General features: G+C 64.9%; 15 protein-coding genes. 5 read left to right on the plus strand and 10 right to left on the minus strand.

Annotated features, from left to right (window positions below; translation table 11 throughout):
• Positions 1–510: 510 nt before the first annotated feature.
• Positions 511–2,118 (plus strand): NAD(P)/FAD-dependent oxidoreductase, encoded by a 1,608-nt coding sequence (locus OZ411_RS40235; protein WP_282532375.1) that lies wholly within the window; start codon positions 511–513, stop codon positions 2,116–2,118.
• A 58-nt stretch (positions 2,119–2,176) separates the two neighbouring features.
• Here OZ411_RS40235 and OZ411_RS40240 read toward each other — a convergent pair whose 3' ends face one another.
• Both OZ411_RS40240 and OZ411_RS40245 read right to left on the minus strand, forming a co-directional pair.
• Positions 2,177–2,458: a hypothetical protein gene (locus OZ411_RS40240; RefSeq protein ID WP_282532376.1), complete on the minus strand. Its 282-nt coding sequence runs from the start codon at positions 2,456–2,458 to the stop codon at positions 2,177–2,179.
• A 241-nt stretch (positions 2,459–2,699) separates the two neighbouring features.
• The gene (locus tag OZ411_RS40245) at positions 2,700–3,029 is read right to left on the minus strand and encodes an H-NS histone family protein (RefSeq protein WP_245476605.1); all 330 of its coding nucleotides are present in this window, start codon (positions 3,027–3,029) and stop codon (positions 2,700–2,702) included.
• Between the two features lie 623 nt (positions 3,030–3,652).
• On the opposite strand from OZ411_RS40245, the gene OZ411_RS40250 reads away from it, so the two are divergent.
• A complete protein-coding gene (locus OZ411_RS40250) occupies positions 3,653–4,540 on the plus strand; it encodes a 50S ribosomal protein L11 methyltransferase (RefSeq protein ID WP_282532377.1) in 888 nt (295 codons plus the stop codon).
• Positions 4,541–4,587: 47 nt separating this feature from the next.
• A complete protein-coding gene (locus OZ411_RS40255; protein WP_282532378.1) occupies positions 4,588–5,049 on the plus strand; it encodes a hypothetical protein in 462 nt (153 codons plus the stop codon).
• Between the two features lie 31 nt (positions 5,050–5,080).
• Here OZ411_RS40255 and OZ411_RS40260 read toward each other — a convergent pair whose 3' ends face one another.
• Positions 5,081–5,266: a hypothetical protein gene (locus OZ411_RS40260; RefSeq protein ID WP_130581634.1), complete on the minus strand. Its 186-nt coding sequence runs from the start codon at positions 5,264–5,266 to the stop codon at positions 5,081–5,083.
• Between the two features lie 190 nt (positions 5,267–5,456).
• Here OZ411_RS40260 and OZ411_RS40265 point away from each other — a divergent pair, with 190 nt between their 5' ends.
• Together OZ411_RS40265 and OZ411_RS40270 are read left to right on the plus strand one after the other, a co-directional pair.
• Positions 5,457–7,286: an aminopeptidase P family protein gene (locus OZ411_RS40265; RefSeq protein ID WP_282532379.1), complete on the plus strand. Its 1,830-nt coding sequence runs from the start codon at positions 5,457–5,459 to the stop codon at positions 7,284–7,286.
• Between the two features lie 275 nt (positions 7,287–7,561).
• On the plus strand, positions 7,562–8,839 hold the full coding sequence (locus tag OZ411_RS40270) for a multidrug effflux MFS transporter (RefSeq protein WP_282532380.1): 1,278 nt from the start codon (positions 7,562–7,564) through the stop codon (positions 8,837–8,839).
• Between the two features lie 128 nt (positions 8,840–8,967).
• Here the strand turns inward: OZ411_RS40270 and ligA are convergent, their stop codons facing one another.
• The 7 genes from ligA to OZ411_RS40305 form a co-directional block, all read right to left on the minus strand.
• Positions 8,968–11,118, minus strand: coding sequence for an NAD-dependent DNA ligase LigA (gene ligA / locus OZ411_RS40275; protein ID WP_282532381.1), 2,151 nt, complete (start codon positions 11,116–11,118; stop codon positions 8,968–8,970).
• A 9-nt stretch (positions 11,119–11,127) separates the two neighbouring features.
• Positions 11,128–12,801: a DNA repair protein RecN gene (gene recN, locus OZ411_RS40280; RefSeq protein WP_282532382.1), complete on the minus strand. Its 1,674-nt coding sequence runs from the start codon at positions 12,799–12,801 to the stop codon at positions 11,128–11,130.
• Between the two features lie 18 nt (positions 12,802–12,819).
• Entirely contained in the window at positions 12,820–13,650 is an 831-nt protein-coding gene (locus OZ411_RS40285; RefSeq protein ID WP_245476603.1) for an outer membrane protein assembly factor BamD, read from the minus strand.
• Positions 13,651–14,061: 411 nt separating this feature from the next.
• The gene (gene lpxC / locus OZ411_RS40290; protein WP_130581627.1) at positions 14,062–15,021 is read right to left on the minus strand and encodes a UDP-3-O-acyl-N-acetylglucosamine deacetylase; all 960 of its coding nucleotides are present in this window, start codon (positions 15,019–15,021) and stop codon (positions 14,062–14,064) included.
• 352 nt (positions 15,022–15,373) lie between these two features.
• Positions 15,374–17,158, minus strand: coding sequence for a cell division protein FtsZ (gene ftsZ, locus OZ411_RS40295; protein WP_282532383.1), 1,785 nt, complete (start codon positions 17,156–17,158; stop codon positions 15,374–15,376).
• Between the two features lie 90 nt (positions 17,159–17,248).
• A complete protein-coding gene (gene ftsA, locus OZ411_RS40300) occupies positions 17,249–18,568 on the minus strand; it encodes a cell division protein FtsA (protein WP_130577523.1) in 1,320 nt (439 codons plus the stop codon).
• Positions 18,565–19,563, minus strand: a complete 999-nt coding sequence (locus OZ411_RS40305; protein WP_282532384.1) for a cell division protein FtsQ/DivIB — start codon at positions 19,561–19,563, stop codon at positions 18,565–18,567. The genes ftsA and OZ411_RS40305 overlap by 4 nt, the downstream gene beginning before the upstream one ends.
• Positions 19,564–20,006: the final 443 nt, after the last annotated feature.

The following is a 20,006-nucleotide window of genomic DNA, read 5'->3' on the forward strand; positions in this document are numbered from 1 at the left end:
TCGTGACGATCGCGACCCGCCCCTCATTCGCGCTGAGACGCGCGGAGTTAAATCACTGATTTGCCCGACGGCGAAAGCGGTTTATTTTTCGCTGCAAGGATGGACAGACTTTTGCTGATTTGCCCGACGGGTTGTTATGTCGCACCCAAAGCATCCAGATCGTCATTGCGAGCCAACGGGTCGCGCGAACGCGCGCGCGATGACAGGCTCCGCGAAGCAATCCATAGCGCCGCAAGCGGAGGCATAGATTGCTTCGCTCCGCTCGCAATGACGGGGGGTGTCATTCCGGGGCGTCCGAAGGACGAGCCCGGAATCCATTTCGCCGCTTGCGCCCGTGGATAAATGGATTCCGGGCTCGCGCCAAAAGGCGCGCCCCGGAATGACGGAGAGGTTGGCGGGCTCACGCCGGGAGGCGATCCCTGGAATGACGACCGGGGTGAGTGGCGAAATTACTAGTGGCTTGTGCGCAACGATGGGTTACTGGCAAGCTCCTGAGAAAATGAAGCGGACATGAACGAAACGGACGTCGTCATCATCGGTGCGGGGCACAATGGCCTCACCTGCGCGGCCTATCTCGCGATGGCGGGGTTGCGCGTGAAAGTGGTCGAGCGCCGCAAGGTGGTTGGCGGTGCTGCGGTGACGGAGGAATTCCATCCCGGGTTCCGCAACTCGGTCGCGGCCTATACGGTGAGCCTGCTCAACCCCAAGGTCATTGCCGATCTCAGGCTCGCCGGGCACGGCCTGCGAATCGTCGAACGCCGCGCGCAGAATTTTCTGCCCTCCCCCGACGGCAGCCATCTCCTCACCGGCGAAGGCCGCACCACGCAATCCGTCGCCAGGCTCAGCGCGCATGATGCCGAGCAGATCGGCATCTTCTCGCGCCAATTGGAGGCGATCGCCGACGTGCTGCGCCAGTTCGTGCTGCGCGCGCCGCCGAACATCGTCGAGGGATTTGGCGCGGACGCACTCCGCGAGGCCTTCAACGCGCTCGGCTCCGCCAACCTCTTGCGCAAGCTTTCGCTGGAGCAGCAGCGCGACCTGCTCGACCTCTTCACCCGCTCGGCCGGCGAGATGCTGGACGAGCGGTTCGAGAACGAGCTGGTGAAAGCGCTGTTCGGCTTCGACGCCATCGTCGGCAATTATGCGAGCCCCTATGCCGCGGGCTCGGCTTACGTGATGCTGCACCACGCCTTCGGCGAGGTGAACGGCAAAAAGGGCGTCTGGGGCCACGCGGTCGGCGGCATGGGCGCGATCACGCAGGCGATGGCAGCCGCGGCACGCGCGCATGGCGCCGAGATCGAACTGGATAGCGGCGTGCGCGAGGTGATGGTCGAGAACGGCCGCGCCGCCGGTGTCGTGCTCGACAACGGCACCACCGTCCGCGCCAGATATGTCGCCGCCAACGTCAATCCGAAACTGCTCTACACGCGGCTGATGCCGGCGGGCGCGCTGGCGCCGGAATTCTTGCAGCGCATGTCGCGCTGGCGCAACGGCTCCGGCACCTTTCGCATGAATGTCGCGTTGAGCGCCCTGCCCTCCTTCACCGCGTTGCCGGGCGCAGGCGACCACCTCACCGCCGGCATCATCATCGCGCCGAGCCTCTCCTATATGGACCGCGCGTGGCTTGATGCGCGCAGCTTTGGCTGGAGCCGCGAGCCGATCGTCGAAATGCTGATCCCCTCGACGCTGGACGACTCGCTGGCGCCGGCTGGGCAGCATGTCGCGAGCCTGTTCTGCCAGCACGTCGCGCCGGAACTGCCCGACGGCAAATCCTGGGACGACCATCGCGATGAGGTCGCCGACCTCATGATCGCGACTGTCGACAGATACGCCCCCGGCTTTGCCGCAAGCGTGATCGGCCGGCAGGTGCTCTCCCCGCTCGACCTGGAGCGGCAATTCGGCCTATTGGGCGGCGATATCTTCCACGGCGCGCTGACGCTGAACCAGCTCTTCTCCGCCCGTCCGATGCTCGGCCATGCCGACTACCGCGGCCCCGTGAGGGGGCTCTATCACTGCGGCTCCGGCGCCCATCCCGGCGGCGGCGTCACCGGCGCACCCGGTCACAACGCCGCGCAGGTGATCCTGGGCGATCATCGCTCCTTGTTCGCAAGGCGTTGAAAAGCCTGTGGACGGCCTGTGGATATCAGGTGGAAGCCGATGTGCATCCACCACCCGGTCAGGCTGCCACGGGCTGCGACACGTCGCGATCGTCGGTAAACAGCGTTTCGAGCAGTTTCACGAGCTGCTCCCGCGCATGGCCCCCTTGGCTCGGCTGCTCCAGGAATTCCGCGAGCTCGACCTCGTCGGTCTCAATGGCATACCCGGCACCGCGGAAGTCACCCCGCTTCTTTTCGTGCTCGACGAACAGCCGGCGGGTTTCGGTATCGAATGCCAGGCGCCAGCGGTCCTCGTCGACACCTTCAGAGCGCTGATAGAGCGGCCGTCTTAACAGGGACATGGGACCCTCCTTTTTTTGGCAGCCTATCACGACGTCGCTTGCTTCACCTCCTCCCGCTTGCTTGCGAGAGATGGAGCGCAGCATCCATCGCGGCAGCATTTCAACCTGATCGGATCATGCTCTAAGTCTAGGTGGAGAACCCTGTTGAAAACCCCGGTATTCTCGGTTGGCAACTTCTCCATGACGGCCGTGCGACGCTCCAGAAAGCAAAAGCGTCGCGAACTGCGATGACCGATCTGGTTTAGCGCCGCTTGCGGCCGGGGCGATCGATGAGGAAATCGTCCAGCTTGGAGCCGGCACCAAGTCGCTTTGTCAGCCATAGAGGACGTTTGCCGCGACCCGACCACGTCTCTCCAGGGTTTTTCGGGTTCCGATATTTGGGGAGGACTTTTGGATAAGGACGGCGGCTGCGATCGGGTTTCGCAGCTTCGTCAGACGACCGAAGCTTGCGTAGCCGGTCCTCAAGCGTGGCTTTCTCGCTGACTATTCGTTGCGTCAGCTCAGCCGCTACTTGTTCATGGAGCGCCCACAGTTGGTCTGTGGACATGGATCGGAAGCCGTTACGTTTCATCGAGTCGCGCCCAGGAATAAATACAGAGCGCACTTACCAATCACGCCGGACGCAAACAAGCGTCCCGGTACCATTTGGCGCATCACTTACAGGGAGAAGTTCCGCTTCCGGTTCTCAAGACATCGGACTCGCGCATTCAAGCGGCTACGATGAAGTCCTGTCCTGATGCTTCGAGGCCGTCCGGACGATGTTTGCCGTCGCCTGGCAAGCGCCCTCGCTTCCGCCTCTCGCACCTGTCGTCGAAGATCGTGAAGTTCAGCAATGCGTTGCGCCATCAGCTTCAAGGTCTTGCGAAGAATTTCGGCCCACGTCCTTTTGCAACCACTCATGATCACTCCCGGACAAAACTACTATAAATTTAATTAAAACAACGGGTTACGATCATGCATTGTTTGGGTGAACTTTCAATTACGGGACAAATACGGAGTTTTGGGCGCACAGGCCCGCCCGCGCAGCCATCTCGGGCCCTTCCGCTCAAGCCGCGGCTGCGCCAATGGAGGTTCGCCTTTTCAGCCGCCCGCGGCTGAGCCGAGCAGAGAGTTCCTCGAAGTTTCGGCTCCCTGCTGATAATGCGATCGTGGTTAATGCTGATGTTCCAGATGAAGTCGAAACGGTCACCCTAAATGCTTCCGAAACCCACCCATCGCGCGAGCCTCGCGCTTCCCGACGAGCAGACCGCCAGGCGGCTGGTCGACGCGCTGACCGAGATATTCTTCGAGGGCGAGACAGCGATTGCCGCGTTCGAGCGGCCGGCCGGGCGCTGGGAGGTCACCGCGCATTTTGCCGATGCGCCCGATCAGGCGCTGATGCGCGAGCTCGTCGCCAATGCGGCCGGCGATGACCTTGCCAAGACCATCGCCTTCGACACCGTCGAGGCCAAGGACTGGGTCAAGGCCAGCCTCGAGGACCTCGTCCCCGTCCCCGCCGGGCGCTTCGTCGTGCACGGCCAGCACGACCGCACCCGCGTGCCGCCGAACAAACTCGGCATCGAGATCGAGGCGGCGCTGGCCTTCGGCACCGGCCACCACGGCACCACGCGCGGCTGCCTGCTGCTGCTCGATCACGTGCTGAAGACGCACCATCCGCGCCGCGTGCTCGACCTCGGCACCGGCACCGGTGTGCTGGCGATCGCCGCGGCGAAGGCGCTGCACGGCGCCGTGCTGGCAAGCGACATCGATCCGCCATCGGTCAACGTTGCGCGCGAGAATGCCGAGCTGAACGAGACCGGCCACCTCGTGACGATGATCCGCGCCACCGGCTTCTCGGCGCCGCAATTTTCCGAGCACGGTCCGTTCGACCTCGTGCTCGCAAACATCCTCGCCAATCCGCTGCGGCAATTGGCGGGCCCGATGGCGCGGCATCTCGCGCCTTCCGCGCGCGTGATCCTGTCGGGGCTTTTGACGCATCAGGCGCCAAGCGTGATCGCCGCCTACCGCGCGCGCGGGCTGGTGCCGTTACGGCACCTGAGAATCGAGGGATGGAGCAGCCTGCTGCTGCGCTCGGTTAAGTGAGCCCTCTGGCAAGGGAATGCGGCGATTGCACGCTTTGCTGCAAGGTCATGGCGATCGAGATGCTCGCGAAGCCGGCAGGAGCGTGGTGCCCCGAATGCAAGCCTGGGCGCGGATGCCAGAGCTATGAGAACCGACCGGCCGAGTGCCGATCCTTCAATTGCCTGTGGCTGATCGATCAACGATTCGGACCGCACTGGAAACCGAACAAGTCGAAGCTTGTGCTGACGACCTCGCAGGACGGGATCGAAATCCGGTGCGATCCTGGCTTTCCTGACCCTTGGCGACGGGAGCCGATCCGAAGCGAGATCACAAGGCTCGCTGTTTCCGGCGAGGAGCATGACGTCACGGTGCTGGTTATCATCGGAGCGAAGATGATGCTCGTAGCGCCCGATCGCGAGTTCGATCTGGGTGTCGTCGGACCGCACCAGAGGATCGTTCGGGAACTGGAAGGAAAGCGGGTGATCGGCGCAACCGTGGTGACGGCTTCCGATCTGGACGAACGGATGTGAAATGAACCTCGCGGTCGGTCGCAACAAACGCCTATTCGGCTGCCTTGTTCTTGCCGAGGGCGGTCTCGCTCTTCTCCGCCTTCAGCCGGCGCCTGACGCGCCGTTCGACAAAGCGATCCAGGATCTGGACGATGACACCGCGCTGCTTCTGTTCGATGGGAGCAATCGGGCCGCGGCGGACCGGCGGCGAAATCTTCTCAAAGCTGAAAGCAGGCATCGTGTATCCCCTCGCCGTTGAGTTGAGACACTCCTGGAAGCCTCCCGACATCGTTGTCGAACGGCTTGCCTTGAAAACCGTTCCGTCTTTTCTAAACCTGCGAAACGGTATTGAAGCATAACTTATGCCAAATTGTGGCGATATCCGCTTACATTGCGGACCTGTCCACGCAATCATAAAGTGACCAACGATGTCCGAGGCCCATTTCCAGACGTTCGAAGAACCCGAAGGCGGCGTGGCGCTGACGGCGCGGCTGGCCGCGTTCCGCGAGGAATTGGCGCGGCGGAAGCTGACCGGCTTCGTCATTCCCCGCGCCGACCAGCAGCAGAATGAATATGTTGCGCCATCCGAGGAGCGGCTGGCGTGGCTGACCGGTTTTACCGGATCGGCGGGACTTGCGATCGTGCTGATGCAGGAAGCCGCCCTCTTCGTGGATGGACGCTACACGCTGCAGGCGGGCAAGCAGGTCGACCAGAAGGCCTGGCAAATCCAGCCGCTGGTCGATCCGCCGCCGGAACACTGGCTGACAAAACATCTTTCCGCCGGCGACCGCCTAGGATTTGACCCGTGGCTGCACACTTCTGCGGCAGCCGAGCGTCTCGCGGCGGCGTGCGCCAAGGCCGGCGCCGATCTGGTTGCGGTCGACAGCAACCCCGTCGATGCGATCTGGACCGAGCGCCCGCGCCCGCCACTCGGGCCGGTCACCATCCACGGCCTGCGATTCGCCGGCGAGGCCGAGGCCATAAAGCTGGAGCGGATCAGGGACGAGATCAACAAGCTCGGCGTCGACGCGCTGGTGCTGTCGGACAGCCACGCAGTGGCCTGGACGTTCAATATCCGCGGCGCCGACGTCTCGCATACGCCGCTGCCGCTCTCCTACGCGCTGGTGCCGAGAGAGGGCCGGCCGACGGTGTTCATCGATCACCGCAAGCTTTCGAACCTCACGCGCGACCATCTCGAGCAATCCGCCGATGTCGACGAGCCGGACCGGCTCACCATGAAGCTGACCGAGCTCGCGCAGCGCGGCGCCGCGATCGCGCTCGACAATGCTACCGCGGCCGAGGCGCTGAACCGCCTGATCACCACCGCGGGCGGCAAGCCGGTGCGCGGCAGCGATCCGGTGAGCCTGTTGAAGGCCGTGAAGAACGCCGCGGAGATCCAGGGCACGCGAACTGCGCATCAGCGCGACGCGGTGGCGCTGGCGCGCTTCCTGGCCTGGATCGACCGCGAGGCGCCCTCGGGCGGGCTCACCGAGATCGACACCGTCGAGGCGCTGGAGACCTTCCGCCGCGAGACCGGCGCGCTGAAGGATGTTTCATTCCCGACCATCGCCGGCACCGGGCCGAACGGCGCCATCGTGCACTACCGCGTCACCCGCAAGAGCAACCGCCGGATCGCATCCGGCGATCTGCTCTTGATCGATTCCGGCGCGCAATACGAGGACGGCACCACTGACGTCACCCGCACCATCGCGATTGGTAAGCCGACAGCGGAGATGCGCGACCGCTTCACCCGGGTGCTGCGCGGCCATATCGCGATTGCGCGCGCGGTGTTCCCCGACGGCACCACCGGCGCGCAGCTCGACACGCTGGCGCGGCAATATCTCTGGCAGGCCGGCATCGATTTCGAGCACGGCACCGGCCATGGCGTCGGCAGCTATCTTTCCGTGCATGAGGGGCCGGCGAGAATCTCAAAGCTCGGCACCACGCCGCTGAAGCGCGGCATGATCCTCTCCAACGAGCCCGGCTACTACAAGACCGATGCCTACGGCATCCGGATCGAGAACCTCGAGCTCGTGATCGGCATCGACATATCAGGCGCCGAAAAGCCGATGAACGCATTCGAAACGCTGACGCTGGCGCCGATCGACCGCCGGCTGATCGACGTGACGTTGCTGGGCGAGGCCGAGCTGAAATGGCTCAACGACTACCATGCCCGCGTCAAGGCCGAGGTACGCCCGCAGCTCGGCGATGACGCCACGCAACAGTGGCTCGACCGGGCAACAGCGCCGCTGACGTAAGCGCCCGCTATCTTCCCCGTCATTCCCCGCCTTCGGCGAGCCCGATGACAGGCTCCGGCAGGGAATCCAGTACGCCGCGGCGTCGCGGGTATAATTTCAATCTCCGAAATACTACATCATTCGCCTTCACGGATGATGACAGTGGAGGCAGGTGCTTGCAGCAAAGGCACCGCTTCATCACCGCCTCCCGGAATCGGCATAGCCGCATGCCGAAACATCCGTATTCGCATCTGCGCATCTCGTTACATTCGCCCCACGAAAGGATGCGTAGCTGAATGCATGGCGTGATGGGCAAGCCGCCCGACGCGGCAACGAAGGACATCGCGACATCGAAGCTCATGCTGCTGTTGCTCGTCGCGATGACGGGCGTGGCGCCGATCTCGCTCTATATGCTGGTGCCGGCGCTGCCGGTACTGGCGACGACGTTCGGCCGCGACATCTCGATCGCGCAGATGACGGTGTCGCTGTTCATGGTCGGCATCGCCTGCTCGCAGCTCATCATGGGCCCGCTGTCGGACAAGTTCGGGCGGCGGCCGGTGCTGCTGGCCGGCCTCGGCCTGATGGTGGTGGCTGGTATCGGAAGCATTTTCGCGGAAACCCTCCCGCAACTGATCGCGGCACGCTTCTTCCAGGCGCTCGGCGGCGCCAGCGGCATGGTGGTGAGCCGCGCCATCATCCGCGATCTCTATAGCCGCGACCGCGTCGGCGCCATGATCAGCCTGGTGATCGCGGTGATGATGATCGCGCAGATGCTGAGCCCCTTGACCGGCGGCCTCTTGGAGACCGCGTTCGGCTGGCGTGCGATCTTCTATGCCATCACCGCGGGCGCGCTGAGCGTTGCCGTCGGCATCGCACTGGCATTGCCGGAGACGCGCCGCGTCCGCAGCGACGACAGCAACTTCCGCCGCGATGTCGGCAGCCTGATCAAGACCCGCGCCTTCATCGGCTATGTGCTGTGCCAGGTGCTGGCCTCGCAGATCATCTTTACCTTCGCCGGCGGCGGCCCCTACATCGTGGTGACCCAGATGGGACGCACCAGCGCCGAATATGGCGCGTGGTTCGCGACCACGGGCTTTGCTTATCTCGTCGGCAATTTGCTCTGCGTGCGCTTCGCGCCGCGTCACTCGCTGGAACAACTGATCTGGTTCGGGCTTGCGCTGCAACTCGGCGGCAGCCTCCTGAACCTCATCTTTAGCTTCACCGGGGTCAACCAGGCCCCGCTCTGGCTGTTCGGCACCCAGATGATCGTGATGGCCGGCAACGCCTTCGTGATGGCGAACTCGGCGGCCGGCGCGATCAGCGTCCGGCCCGAAGCCGCCGGCACCGCCTCCGGCGCGATGGGATTTCTGCAGCAGGGCGTCGGCTCGCTGGTATCGCAGTTCGGCGCCTATCTCGGCGGCCATTCCACCACCACGCTGCCGCTGACGAGCGCGATCCTCATCATCTCGATAGCATGTGCATCGAGCATGATTTTTCTCGTGCCACGGCGGAACGTGGTGGTGAGCGAGGAGCTGATCGAGCGGGCGGAGGAGGACGAAGTGGGGATGATGTAGCTGTTGACCTCCAGCGCGGCAACAAACTCGTCATGCCCGGGCTTGTCCCGGGCATCCACGCAATACAGGTGTAGAGAGAACGAAAGACGTGGATGACCGGGACAAGCCCGGCCATGACGGAGAATGGCCTACTCCCCGATCAGCTTCAGCCATTCGTCCTCGGTCAGCACGGCCACGCCGTGCTTCTTGGCTTCCGCGAGCTTCGATCCCGCGCCGGGACCTGCGACCACGTAGTCCGTCTTCTTCGACACTGAGCTTGCCGCCTTCGCGCCCAATCGCTCGGCGGTCGCCTTGGCCTCGTCGCGCGTCATCTTCTCCAGCGAGCCGGTGAACACGACAGTCTTGCCGGCGACTGCCGAATTGCTCTTCGGCTTTTCGGTATCGACGATCTCGCCGAGCTCCTTGACCAGGCGTTCGACGATGCCGCGGTTGTGGCTCTCGCCGAAATAGGCGGCGACGCTCTTGATCACGGTGTCGCCGATCTGGTCGAGCGCATCCATCTCCGCGATCGCTTCCTCGTCACCCTTCGCAACCCGCAGGCAGGCATCGTGGAACGCCTCCCATGAGCCGTAGCCGCGCGCCAGCGCCAGCGCCGTGGTCTCGCCGACATGGCGCATGCCGAGCGCGTAGATGAAGCGCTCCAGCGCGATCCGGCGCCGGCTCTCGATCGCTGCGAACAGGTTGCGCACCGAGGTTTCGCCGTAACCCTCGATCTCTTCGAGCTTGAGCTTCTGGTTGCGCTTGGGCAGCGTGAAGATATCGGCGGGCTCCCGCACCCATTCCTTATCGAAGAAGAATTCGAGCTGCTTCTCGCCGAGCCCATCGATGTCGAAGGCACGGCGCGACACGAACAGCTTCAGGTGCTCGATCTTCTGGAACGGACAGGCGAACTCGCCGGTGCAGCGGGCGCGCGCCCCCTCCTCGCCGGTCGCGGTCTCCTCGCGCACGACATCGGTGTGCAGCGGACACGGGCACTTCTTCGGGAAGTGAAACTCTTTGGCGTTCTTCGGCCGCTTGTCGATGACGACGTCGACCACTTGCGGAATCACGTCGCCGGCGCGCTGCACCACGACGGTATCGCCGATCCGGATGTCGCGCCCTTCGCGGAGTTGCTCGCCGTCACCGCCGATGCCCTTGATGTAGTCCTCGTTGTGCAGCGTGACGTTCTGCACGATGACGCCGCCGACGCCGACCGGCTCGAGCTTGCCGACCGGCGTGAACGAGCCGGTGCGCCCGACCTGGATCTCGATATCGCGCAGCACGGTCATCGCCCGTTCGGCCGGGAATTTATGCGCGATCGCCCAGCGCGGCGTGCGCGAGATAAAACCGAGCCGCTCCTCCCAGTCGATGCGGTCGACCTTATAGACGACGCCATCGATGTCGTAGTCGAGCTGGGCGCGCTGCTCCTCGATCTTGCGATGGAACGTGAGCAGCTCGTCGACCGAGTGGCAGAGCTTGGTCAGCGGATTGGTCTTGAAGCCGCAGCGCTCGAACCAGTGGATCATGCCGCTCTGCGTGCCCTCGGGCATCGCGCTCATCTGGCCCCAGGCATAGGCGAAGAAGCCAAGCGGCCGCGAAGCGGTGATGCCAGGGTCCTTCTGACGCAACGAGCCCGCGGCCGAATTACGCGGATTGGCGAAGACGGTATCGCCGGCGGCCTTCTGGCGTTCGTTGAGCGCAAGGAAGGCCTTCTTGGTCATGTAGACTTCGCCGCGCACCTCGCAGATCTCGGGCACGTTGCGGCCCTTCAGCCTCTCGGGGACATCCTCGAGCGTCCGGATGTTGGCGGTGACGTCTTCGCCCTCGGCGCCATCGCCGCGGGTCGCGGCTGTGACGAGCTCGCCGCCCTCATAGCGCAGCGACATCGACAATCCGTCGATCTTCGGTTCGGCGGAGAAATCGATCTTGTCGTCACCGAGCCGCAGGAAGCGCACGATACGATCGACGAAGTCGCGCACGTCGCTCTCGGCAAAGGCGTTGTCGAGCGACAGCATCGGCAGCGAATGCCGCACTTTCTTGAAGCGTCCCGACGGTGCGGCGCCGACCTTCTGCGATGGCGAATCAGGGGTGACGAAGTCGGGAAAGCGTTTCTCGATCGCGTTGTAGCGCTGGCGCAGCGCGTCATACTCGGCGTCGGTGACGGTGGGCGCGTCTTCCTGGTAATAGCGCCGGTCGTGCGCCTCCAGTTCGAGCGCGAGCCGCGTATGCTCGACCTTGGCCTGCGCCTTGGTGAGCTTGTCGACGTCGGGAAGTGCGCGCGCTTTTGCTGCCTTGGCCATGGCGCGAGATCAGGCGGTGGCCGCGCGCAACAGGCGCTCCGCGGCCGCGCGCGCTTCGGCGGTGATCTCGGCGCCGGCGAGCATGCGGGCGATTTCCTCGCGGCGGTGGTCGGCGGCGAGCGCGTTGACGCGGGTGGCGACGCGCTTGCCCTTGTCGAGCGCGTCCTTGGAAATGAGCAAATGCTGGCTGGCGCGGGCTGCGACCTGCGGCGCGTGCGTCACCGCCATCACCTGCACCTTGTCGGCCAGCCGCGACAGCCGCGCGCCGATCGCGTCCGCCACCGCACCACCAACGCCGGTATCGATCTCGTCGAACACCAGCGTCGGCGCCGAGCCACGGTCGGACAGCACGACCTTCAGCGCCAACAGGAAACGCGACAGCTCGCCGCCGGAAGCGACCTTCATCAGCGGCCCCGGCTTTGTCCCCGGATTGGTCTGGACCCAGAACTCGACGCGGTCGATGCCTTCCGGCCCGGGCGAGGCCGCATCGGTCTCGACCTGCGTCATGAACTTCGCGCGCTCGAGCTTCAGCGGCGCCAGTTCGGCGTTAACGGCCTTGTTGAGCTTTTCGGCGGATTTGGTCCGCGCCATCGACAGTTTGGCTGCCGCGGCAGCATAGCGCTTGTCGGTCTCTTCAGCCGCGGCCTCAAGCTTCTTCAACCGGTCGGCGCCGGCATCGATCAGCGCGACGTCGGCGGCATATTTGCTGGCGAGTGCGGCCAATCCATCGACCGGCGTCGCATATTTGCGCGAGGCGGCGCGCAGCGCGAACAGGCGCTCCTCGATGCGCTCGAGCTCGGCCGGATCGAAGTCGGCCGCCGCAAGCGCAGCGTTGAGGTGCTGATCGGCCTCTTCGAGCGCGTTGATGGCGGCATCGATCGCCTTCACCGCGGGCTCGACCAGTGACGGCGAGCTGCCAGCGCGGCGCTCAAGGCGGCGCACAGCGGCCGACAGCGCGGCCACCGGCGAATGAGGGCCCGAGATCGCCTCCTGCGCCTCGCGCAGGTCAGTGGCGATCTTCTCGCCCTGCATCATGGTGGTGCGGCGGCCCGCGAGCTCGGTCTCCTCGCCGTCCTTTGGCGCCAGCGTCTTCAGTTCCTGCGAGGCGTGGCGCAGATAGTCGGCCTCGCGCGCGGCGCGCTGCATGCCGGCGCGATGCTCCTCCAGCGCGGCGTTGGCGCTGCGCCGTGCCTCCCACAGCGATTCCAGTGCCGCCACGTCCTTCTCGAGCCCCGCAAAGGCGTCAAGCAGCCGCCGGTGGGTCGAGGCATCGACCAGGGCGCGCTCGTCATGCTGGCCGTGGATCTCGACCAGCGCGGCGCCCACCGCCTTCAGGGTCTGCACAGAGATCGCCTGGTCGTTGATGAAGGCGCGGGTGCGGCCATCGGCGAGCTGCACGCGGCGCAGGATCATCTCGCCGTTGTCGTCGAGCCCGTTATCGGCCAGCAGCTTTGCCGCCGGGTGATTCTTCGGCACGTCGAAGGTCGCCGTCACCTGCCCCTGCTCGGCGCCGTGCCGCACCAGCCCGGCATCGCCGCGGCCGCCAAGGGCCAGCGCAAATGCATCGAGCAGGATCGATTTGCCCGCGCCGGTTTCGCCGGTCAGCACCGCCAAACCACGGGAGAATTCGATATCGAGCCGTTCGATCAGGACGATGTCACGGATCGACAGACGCGCCAGCATGTGAGGACTATTCCAGGCCTATAATATCTTCTTGAAGGTCCTGCTGATCCAGGAACCCTGATTCTCGCTCGGCTCGAGACCGCCGGACTTTACTAGATTATAGGCGTCCTTGTACCAGCGGCTGTCAGGAAAATTGTGCCCGAGCACGGCGGCGGCGGTCTGCGCCTCGCTCGGGATGCCGATCGCCATATAGGCCTCGGTGAGCCGCGCCAAGGCCTCCTCGACATGCCGCGTGGTCTGATACTGCGTGACCACGGTCTTGAAGCGATTGATCGCGGCGGTGAAGTCCCGCCGCTCCATGTAATAGCGACCGACATTCATCTCGCGGCCAGCGAGCTGGTCGCGCGCGCCCTCGAGCTTGGCCTTGGCGGAGGTCGCATATTCCGAGGTCGGATATTTGCGAATCACCTCTTCCAGCGCCGCGATCGCCTTCTCGGTGCGGGTCTGGTCGCGGGTGATGTCCGGGATCTGGTCGTAATGCGAGGCCGCGATCAGGTATTGCGCGTAGGCCGCGTCCGGACTGCCGGGATGCAGGGTGACGTAACGTGTCGCCGACCCGATGCAGGTATCGTAGTCGCCCTGCTGGTAGGAGGAATAGGCCGACATCAGGAGCGATTTGCGCGCCCAATCGGAATAGGGATGCTGACGGTCCACCTCCTCGAACTTCTTCGAGGCCGCACGAGGATCCTTGCGCTGGTTCATCAGGTACAAGCCCTCATTGTAGAGCTTGTCCGCGGGCTCCTCGTTGAAGGTGTCGTCCTTGGCCAGGAACTTGTCCCACAGCGGACCGGTGCCGCAACCACCCAACGGCAGCGCCAGCACGATCAGGCCCGCGGCCAGCCGCAACAATGATGCCCATCCGGCGCGGCCGGCTGATGAGGTGCATGATTCGTGCGTGCTACGCGATAACGGCATGAATGTGAGAACCCGGCGCCTTGGAAGCGATTGATGGCGATCTGTCCACGAACGAGGCCATGGACGGAAATTTTCCCCGCGCCTGTGCTGCCCCGTGCAACCGCAGGCCTGTCTAGCCGAAAAACGACCCTCGACCAACCGAATACGGAGCCATTTCGCCCGGATTAAGGCGGCCCCAAGACGGTCACTATCGGCTGTGGTTACTACGGAAATTGCTAGAGCATTTTCGGTTCTGATGGAATCAGAACCGAAGCTCTAGATTCTTGTTTTGACCCGTTTTCTTCACGCGAACCGGTGCCCACTTCGCTCGAAAACGCTCTAGAAAACGCTAACGGAAAGCGGTGTTTAGGACACGTCCGGGCCATAGGCCGGGGCGATCAGGCCGCCGACAGTGGCACTCCCGGCCTCGGCAACGGTGCGGGAACGGCGCGCGGTTTCCGATTCGACCACCCGCCACGCGCTGCGATCGGAAAGCAGCGCGGTCAGCGCGGCATGGTTCAGCTTGTGGCCGCCGCGAACCGAGCGATAGGCGCCCAGGATCGGCAGGCCGGCCAGCGCGAGATCGCCGACCACGTCCAGCACCTTGTGGCGGACGCATTCGTCGCGGAAGCGCAGGCCTTCGGCGTTGAGCAGGCGGGTCTCGTCGAACACCACCGAGTTCTCGAAGGAGGCGCCGAGCGCGAAACCTGCGCTCCACAGCCGCGCCACGTCATTCATGCAGCCGAAGGTGCGGGCACGCGAAATCTCGCGGCGGAAGCTCTCAGCGGAAAGATCGAAACAGTAGCTCTGGCGGCCGATCAAGGGATTGGCAAAGTCGATCTCGACTTCGGCACGGAAGCCGCCGGCAAAGGGACGGAACTCACCGAAGCAGTCGCCGATCGCGACCTGCACCGGCTTCAGCACCTGGAGAACGCGGCGGGCGGCGGATTGGGTGACAATACCGGCCTGATCGACCGCGGCGACGAAGGCCGAAGCACTGCCGTCCATGATCGGCACTTCCGGACCGTCGATTTCGATGGTGGCATTGTCGACGCCCATGCCGCGCAGCGCAGCCAGCACGTGTTCGGCGGTCGATACCAGCGGCCCCTCGCGGTCGCCCAGGACGGTCGCGAACTCGGTCGCGATCACGGCATCAGCGGCGGCGTGAACTTCGCGGTCGGCCCCGTCGAGACCCGTCCGGATAAAAGTATAGCCCGCGTCAACGGGAGCAGGTCCAATGGTAAGGCTGACCGGTAAACCGGAGTGAACGCCGACGCCCGTCACGGTGGCCTGCGACCGAAGCGTTGTTTGACGGCTTAATTTCATCCGATATGCGCCCACACTACCCGACGTAACCTAAGACGAGGCGGCCTTACTTCCCCAACCGACTCGCTTAGGCATCCCCAAAGTTGGACAGACCATAGTCACCGCCCGAGAGCGTACAACTCACGCTTCTTTACCGATTGTTACCCCATCTCCGCCGCAATCGCGCCAAGGCTTAACCAAATTACGGAGCGGCCGGCTACCCTTTCGGCACCATGACCGAGCCATGGAATACCTGATTAATCATTTAATTTCAGTTACTTATTTGCCGGGCTATGACCACGGAGACGGTTAAAGAAAAGAGCCCCGGCGGGTTCCGCCGGGGCTCTTTGGATGATCAGGATTGTAACAAAGCTCAGTTTGCCTGCCGGCGCAGGAAGGCCGGGATATCAAGATGGTCATCTCCCTGTGGCGTCGGCGCAACAGGTGCCGGCCGGCCGTGGGGATCCAAACCTTGCGGCGCGGGACGCTTCGCATACTCAGATACCGGGTCGTGCGCCGCGATCTGCTGCGCCACGTTACGCTGCGGCTTGCGCTCAGGTAGCGGCGGCATGGCCGGACCGGAGGCGCGGGCCGCGACCGGGGGCTCGCTCTCCTCCTCGCGGCGGCCGAGGCCGACATTGGCGAGCCGCTGCAAGAGCGACAGGCGGGTCTTCTGCGGATGCTCCTCCTCGGCCTCGCCACGGGCTTGGCGAATCTCGGCCTGGGCCGGCATCGGCAGGTCCTCGAACTTCGGCATCCGCGGCGTGCGCACCGGCGGCCGCTCGGCGGTCGGCGGAATGAAGTTTTCCGGCGTCGCCGGCTCGTGGGCTTCGACCCTGGTCGCTTCCGGATCGGGGAACAGGGTCGGCTTCTGCGCGATCGGGCGGACGGTGACGTCGCCATAGGACGCCGGTTGCATCGGCGCGGCCTGCTGTTCCGGCGACACGGCGGCGGCGATGGCGGCGAGCGCGGCACGCTCGACGCTGCCCTGCTGGCGCAGCGGCGGCGGCGCGGCAGGCGCCGGCGCGGCCATCGGGGCGCCGCCGGCTTCCAGCTTATGGGCACGTTCGGCCAGGCGCTGGTTGTCGGCGCGCAGCCGGGCGGTCAGGTCGGCGAGCCGGCTCTCGGGCGAACCGTTGCCGGCCGGCGCAGGCGCAGCGGGAGCCGCGGCGGCGGCGTTGCGCGCGATCGCGGCCTGCTCGATGCCGGTCGCAACCACGGATACGCGGATGATGCCGTCGAGCGTCTCGTCGAAGGTGGCGCCGACGATGATGTTGGCGTCGGGGTCGACCTCCTCACGGATGCGGGTGGCGGCCTCGTCGACTTCGAACAGGGTGAGATCCTTGCCGCCGGTGATCGAGATCAGGAGGCCCCTGGCACCCTTCATCGAGGAGTCGTCGATCAGCGGATTGGCAATCGCGGCCTCGGCGGCGGTGAGCGCGCGCTTCTCACCGGTCGCCTCGCCCGTGCCCATCATCGCCTTACCCATCTCGCGCATCACGGCGCGGACGTCGGCGAAGTCGAGGTTGATCAGGCCTTCCTTGACCATCAGGTCGGTGATGCAGGCAACGCCCGAGTAGAGCACCTGGTCGGCCATCGCAAAAGCGTCGGCGAAGGTGGTCTTCTCGTTGGCGACCCGGAACAGGTTCTGGTTCGGGATGATCAGCAGGGTGTCGACCACCTTGTGCAGCTCGGAGATGCCGTTCTCGGCGGTGCGCATGCGGCGCTGGCCTTCAAAGTGGAACGGCTTGGTCACCACACCGACGGTGAGGATGCCCATCTCGCGAGCGGTCTTGGCGATCACGGGAGCGGCGCCGGTGCCGGTGCCGCCGCCCATGCCGGCGGTGACGAACACCATGTTGGCGCCGGTGAGGTGATCACGGAGTTCGTCGATGACCTCCTGCGCGGCGGCTGCGCCGACATCCGGCTGCGAGCCGGCGCCGAGGCCCTGGGTCACCTGCGTGCCCATCTGGATGATGCGTTGCGCCTTCGACATGGTCAGCGCCTGCGCGTCCGTATTGGCGACGACGAAATCGACGCCCTGCAGCCCGGCGGTGATCATGTTGTTGACGGCATTGCCGCCCGCGCCACCGACGCCGAAGACGGTGATCCGCGGTTTCAGCTCGCTGATGTCAGGAGGGGTCAGATTGAGTGCCATGGTTGCCTCTCGATTACGCGCGCGCGTAGGTTCGCCCCGGCCTGCGGCCGCGGGAGCTGGTGAAAATCCTGTGGGCCTTATGAGTGGTCATCAGAAGCCCTCGCGAAGCCATCGTCCGACCTTTCCGAAATAACCGTCAGTCCCTGTCTTGAGCTGCCGCGTGTGCCGCGGTTCGACATGTTCAAGGTGAGCGTATTGCGGATAGACCAGAAGCCCGGTGGGCACCGCGAACGACGGACCCTTGGCCTCGTTGGGCAGACGGCCGAAGCCGAGCGGACGGCCGATCCGCACCGGCCGATTGAGAATGCGGGTGGCGAGTTCGATCATGCCGGTGAGCTGCGAGGCGCCGCCGCTCAGCACGACCCGCGCCCTCGGCTCTGCCGCAAACGGGGAAGCCTTGAGCCGGTCCCGGACCATCTCAAAAATCTCCTCGGCGCGATGCCGGACGATGTTCGCAATCGTGGCGCGGGAGACGATCTGCGGCGTGTCGCGTTCGTCGCCGGCGGTCGGGACCGACATCAGCTCGCGCGCATCCGAGCCGCCGGTCAGCACGGTGCCGTATAAAGTCTTGATTCGCTCGGCATCCGCAATGCATGCGCCGATGCCGCGCGCAAGATCCATCGTGATGTGTTGCCCGCCGAGCGCAAATCCCGACGCGTGCACGAAGCGTCCCCCCGAATAGGTCGCGATCGTGGTCGAGCCGGCGCCCATCTCGACCACGGCGGCGCCGAGATCGGCTTCATCATCGGTGAGCACCGAGAGGCCGGCGACATAGGAGCTCGCCGCCATCGCCTCGACGTTGAGGTGGCAACGCTCGACCACGAGCATCAGGTTCTTGGCGACGGTGGCGTCGGCCGTGACGACGTTCATGTCGACGCCGAACTGACTCGCCACCATGCCGCGCGGGTCGCGGATGCCCTTGACGCCGTCGAGTGCGTAGCCGACTGGCAGCGCGTGCAGCACGGTCCGTCCGTGGGCGGTCGCGTGGATCATGCCGGCCGTGGTGACGCGGCTGATATCGGCTTCCGTCACCGAGCCGCCGCGAATGTCGGCGGCAGCCTCGACGAGCTGGCCCGCGGGCCGCCCGCCGGCCACCGGCAGCAGCACGGATTCGACTCGGACCTTGGCCATGCGCTCGGCAAGCGCCACCGCGTGACGCACCGCCTTTTCGCATTCGGCGAGATCGACCACCGCGCCGGCCTTGACGCCGCGCGACTGGATCTGGCTGTAGCCGATCAATTCCACCGCATGGGTACGGCCGCGCAGAGCCTCGCTCGGCGGCGACGGCTTCAGCCGCGCGATCATGCAGGCGATCTTGCTGGTGCCGATATCGAGCGAAGCCACCAGCGCAGTGCGCTTGTGGGCCATCGGGCGTGTCTTCGGCGTCAGATTGCGATCGAGGACGGTCATGCGTCACCGCCCTTCTTCTTCGACTTCTTGTCCTTGAACAGCTCTTCGCGCGCCTTTGCCGCTTCCTCGGACAGTTGCACCGTCAGCCGGTCAGGCAGGCGCATGTCGACGGCGACGATGTCGCGCGAGAACAGCCGGTCGTCCTTGTCGAGCCTAGAGAGCGCGGCGAGCGCATTGCCGACGTCGTTCTCGGGCAGGCGGATGTCGAGCCCATCCTTGAGCCGCAGATTCCAGCGCCGTTCGCCGACGAAGATCGCCGCCTTGGTCACCGAGCGCACCTGCGGATAGCGGTCGAGCAGCGCCAAAAAGTCCTTGGCCCTGGTCTCGGCACCCTTGCCGACCACGAGCGGCAACGTGAGGAAGCGGCGCGACACGTAGGGCTCGAGGACCGCGCCATCATCCGCGACCACGGACAGGCGCCCATCCTGCTGCCACAGCGCGAAAGCCTTGCGCTCGACGATGTCGATCTGGAGCTGGCCCGGATACAGCTTCAGGATCGTCGCGTCGGCGATCCAGGGATTGGCCTTCAGCCGATCGCGCACGGTCGCGGCATCCAGGAACAGCAGCGAGGAGCGACCGTTGACGCCGCCGATCGCCAGCACCTCGTCCTGGCTCAACTGCTTGCGGCCGTTGATGGCCACCGTGGTGATTCGGAAGCCCGCCGAGTTGGCGAGCGCATTGCGCGCATCCGAAAGCCCCGTGACGAATTCGTCGACATGGCCGCCCTTGACGATGCCGAGGCCGGCGCTGCCGAGCAGGATGAAGACGGTGGCGGCAAGACCAACGCGGCGCGGCAGATAGCGCTCGACCAGAAGGATGAAGCGGCTCGGCGGATCGCGATCGATCACCGGCGGGGCGCGGCGGGTACGACGACGGGCACGACGGTGGGCAAAATACTCGCGCAGCAGCACCGCCGCTCCAATAGCGGCTGCTTTCAGGTCAGCTTCGGGCCTCAGCGATCGCAGTGATCGAGTGAGGCGGCCTGCACCATCCATTGCACGAGCTCGTCAAACCTTGTGCCCGCAACACGTTTGCGGGTCCTGGCGCACACAACGTCTCGGTGATGCCGGCCTGGGTGTCGAAGCCAGTAAGAAAGGCCCCCTGTCCCTCGTTACGCGTGTCGAAGTGAAAGTTCCCGCGACAGCTCACGCCCGGCAGCCAAGCGCTACATGCGCCGCCGGCGTTAACCTTCGGACTTCCTGGTAAACAAAAGGTAAAAGCGGTTAACGCGGAACGCGTTTTGATGAGCAATGTGCGTAGTTTGCCACGCAATCCTTAGGATTTTAGCAATCGGGCGGGGTTCCCGATTCGGGATGGAACCCGGTTCCGGATGCTTTTAGACGCGCGGGATACTCCCCCCGTCATTCCGGCTGTCCGATTCACACATCGCGGAGCGCCAGACTGGTACCAAATTTGATGCGCTGGAAGGCTTCGAGCC

Origin of the sequence: Bradyrhizobium sp. Arg237L, from assembly GCF_029990105.1 — a bacterium.
GTDB lineage: Bacteria > Pseudomonadota > Alphaproteobacteria > Rhizobiales > Xanthobacteraceae > Bradyrhizobium.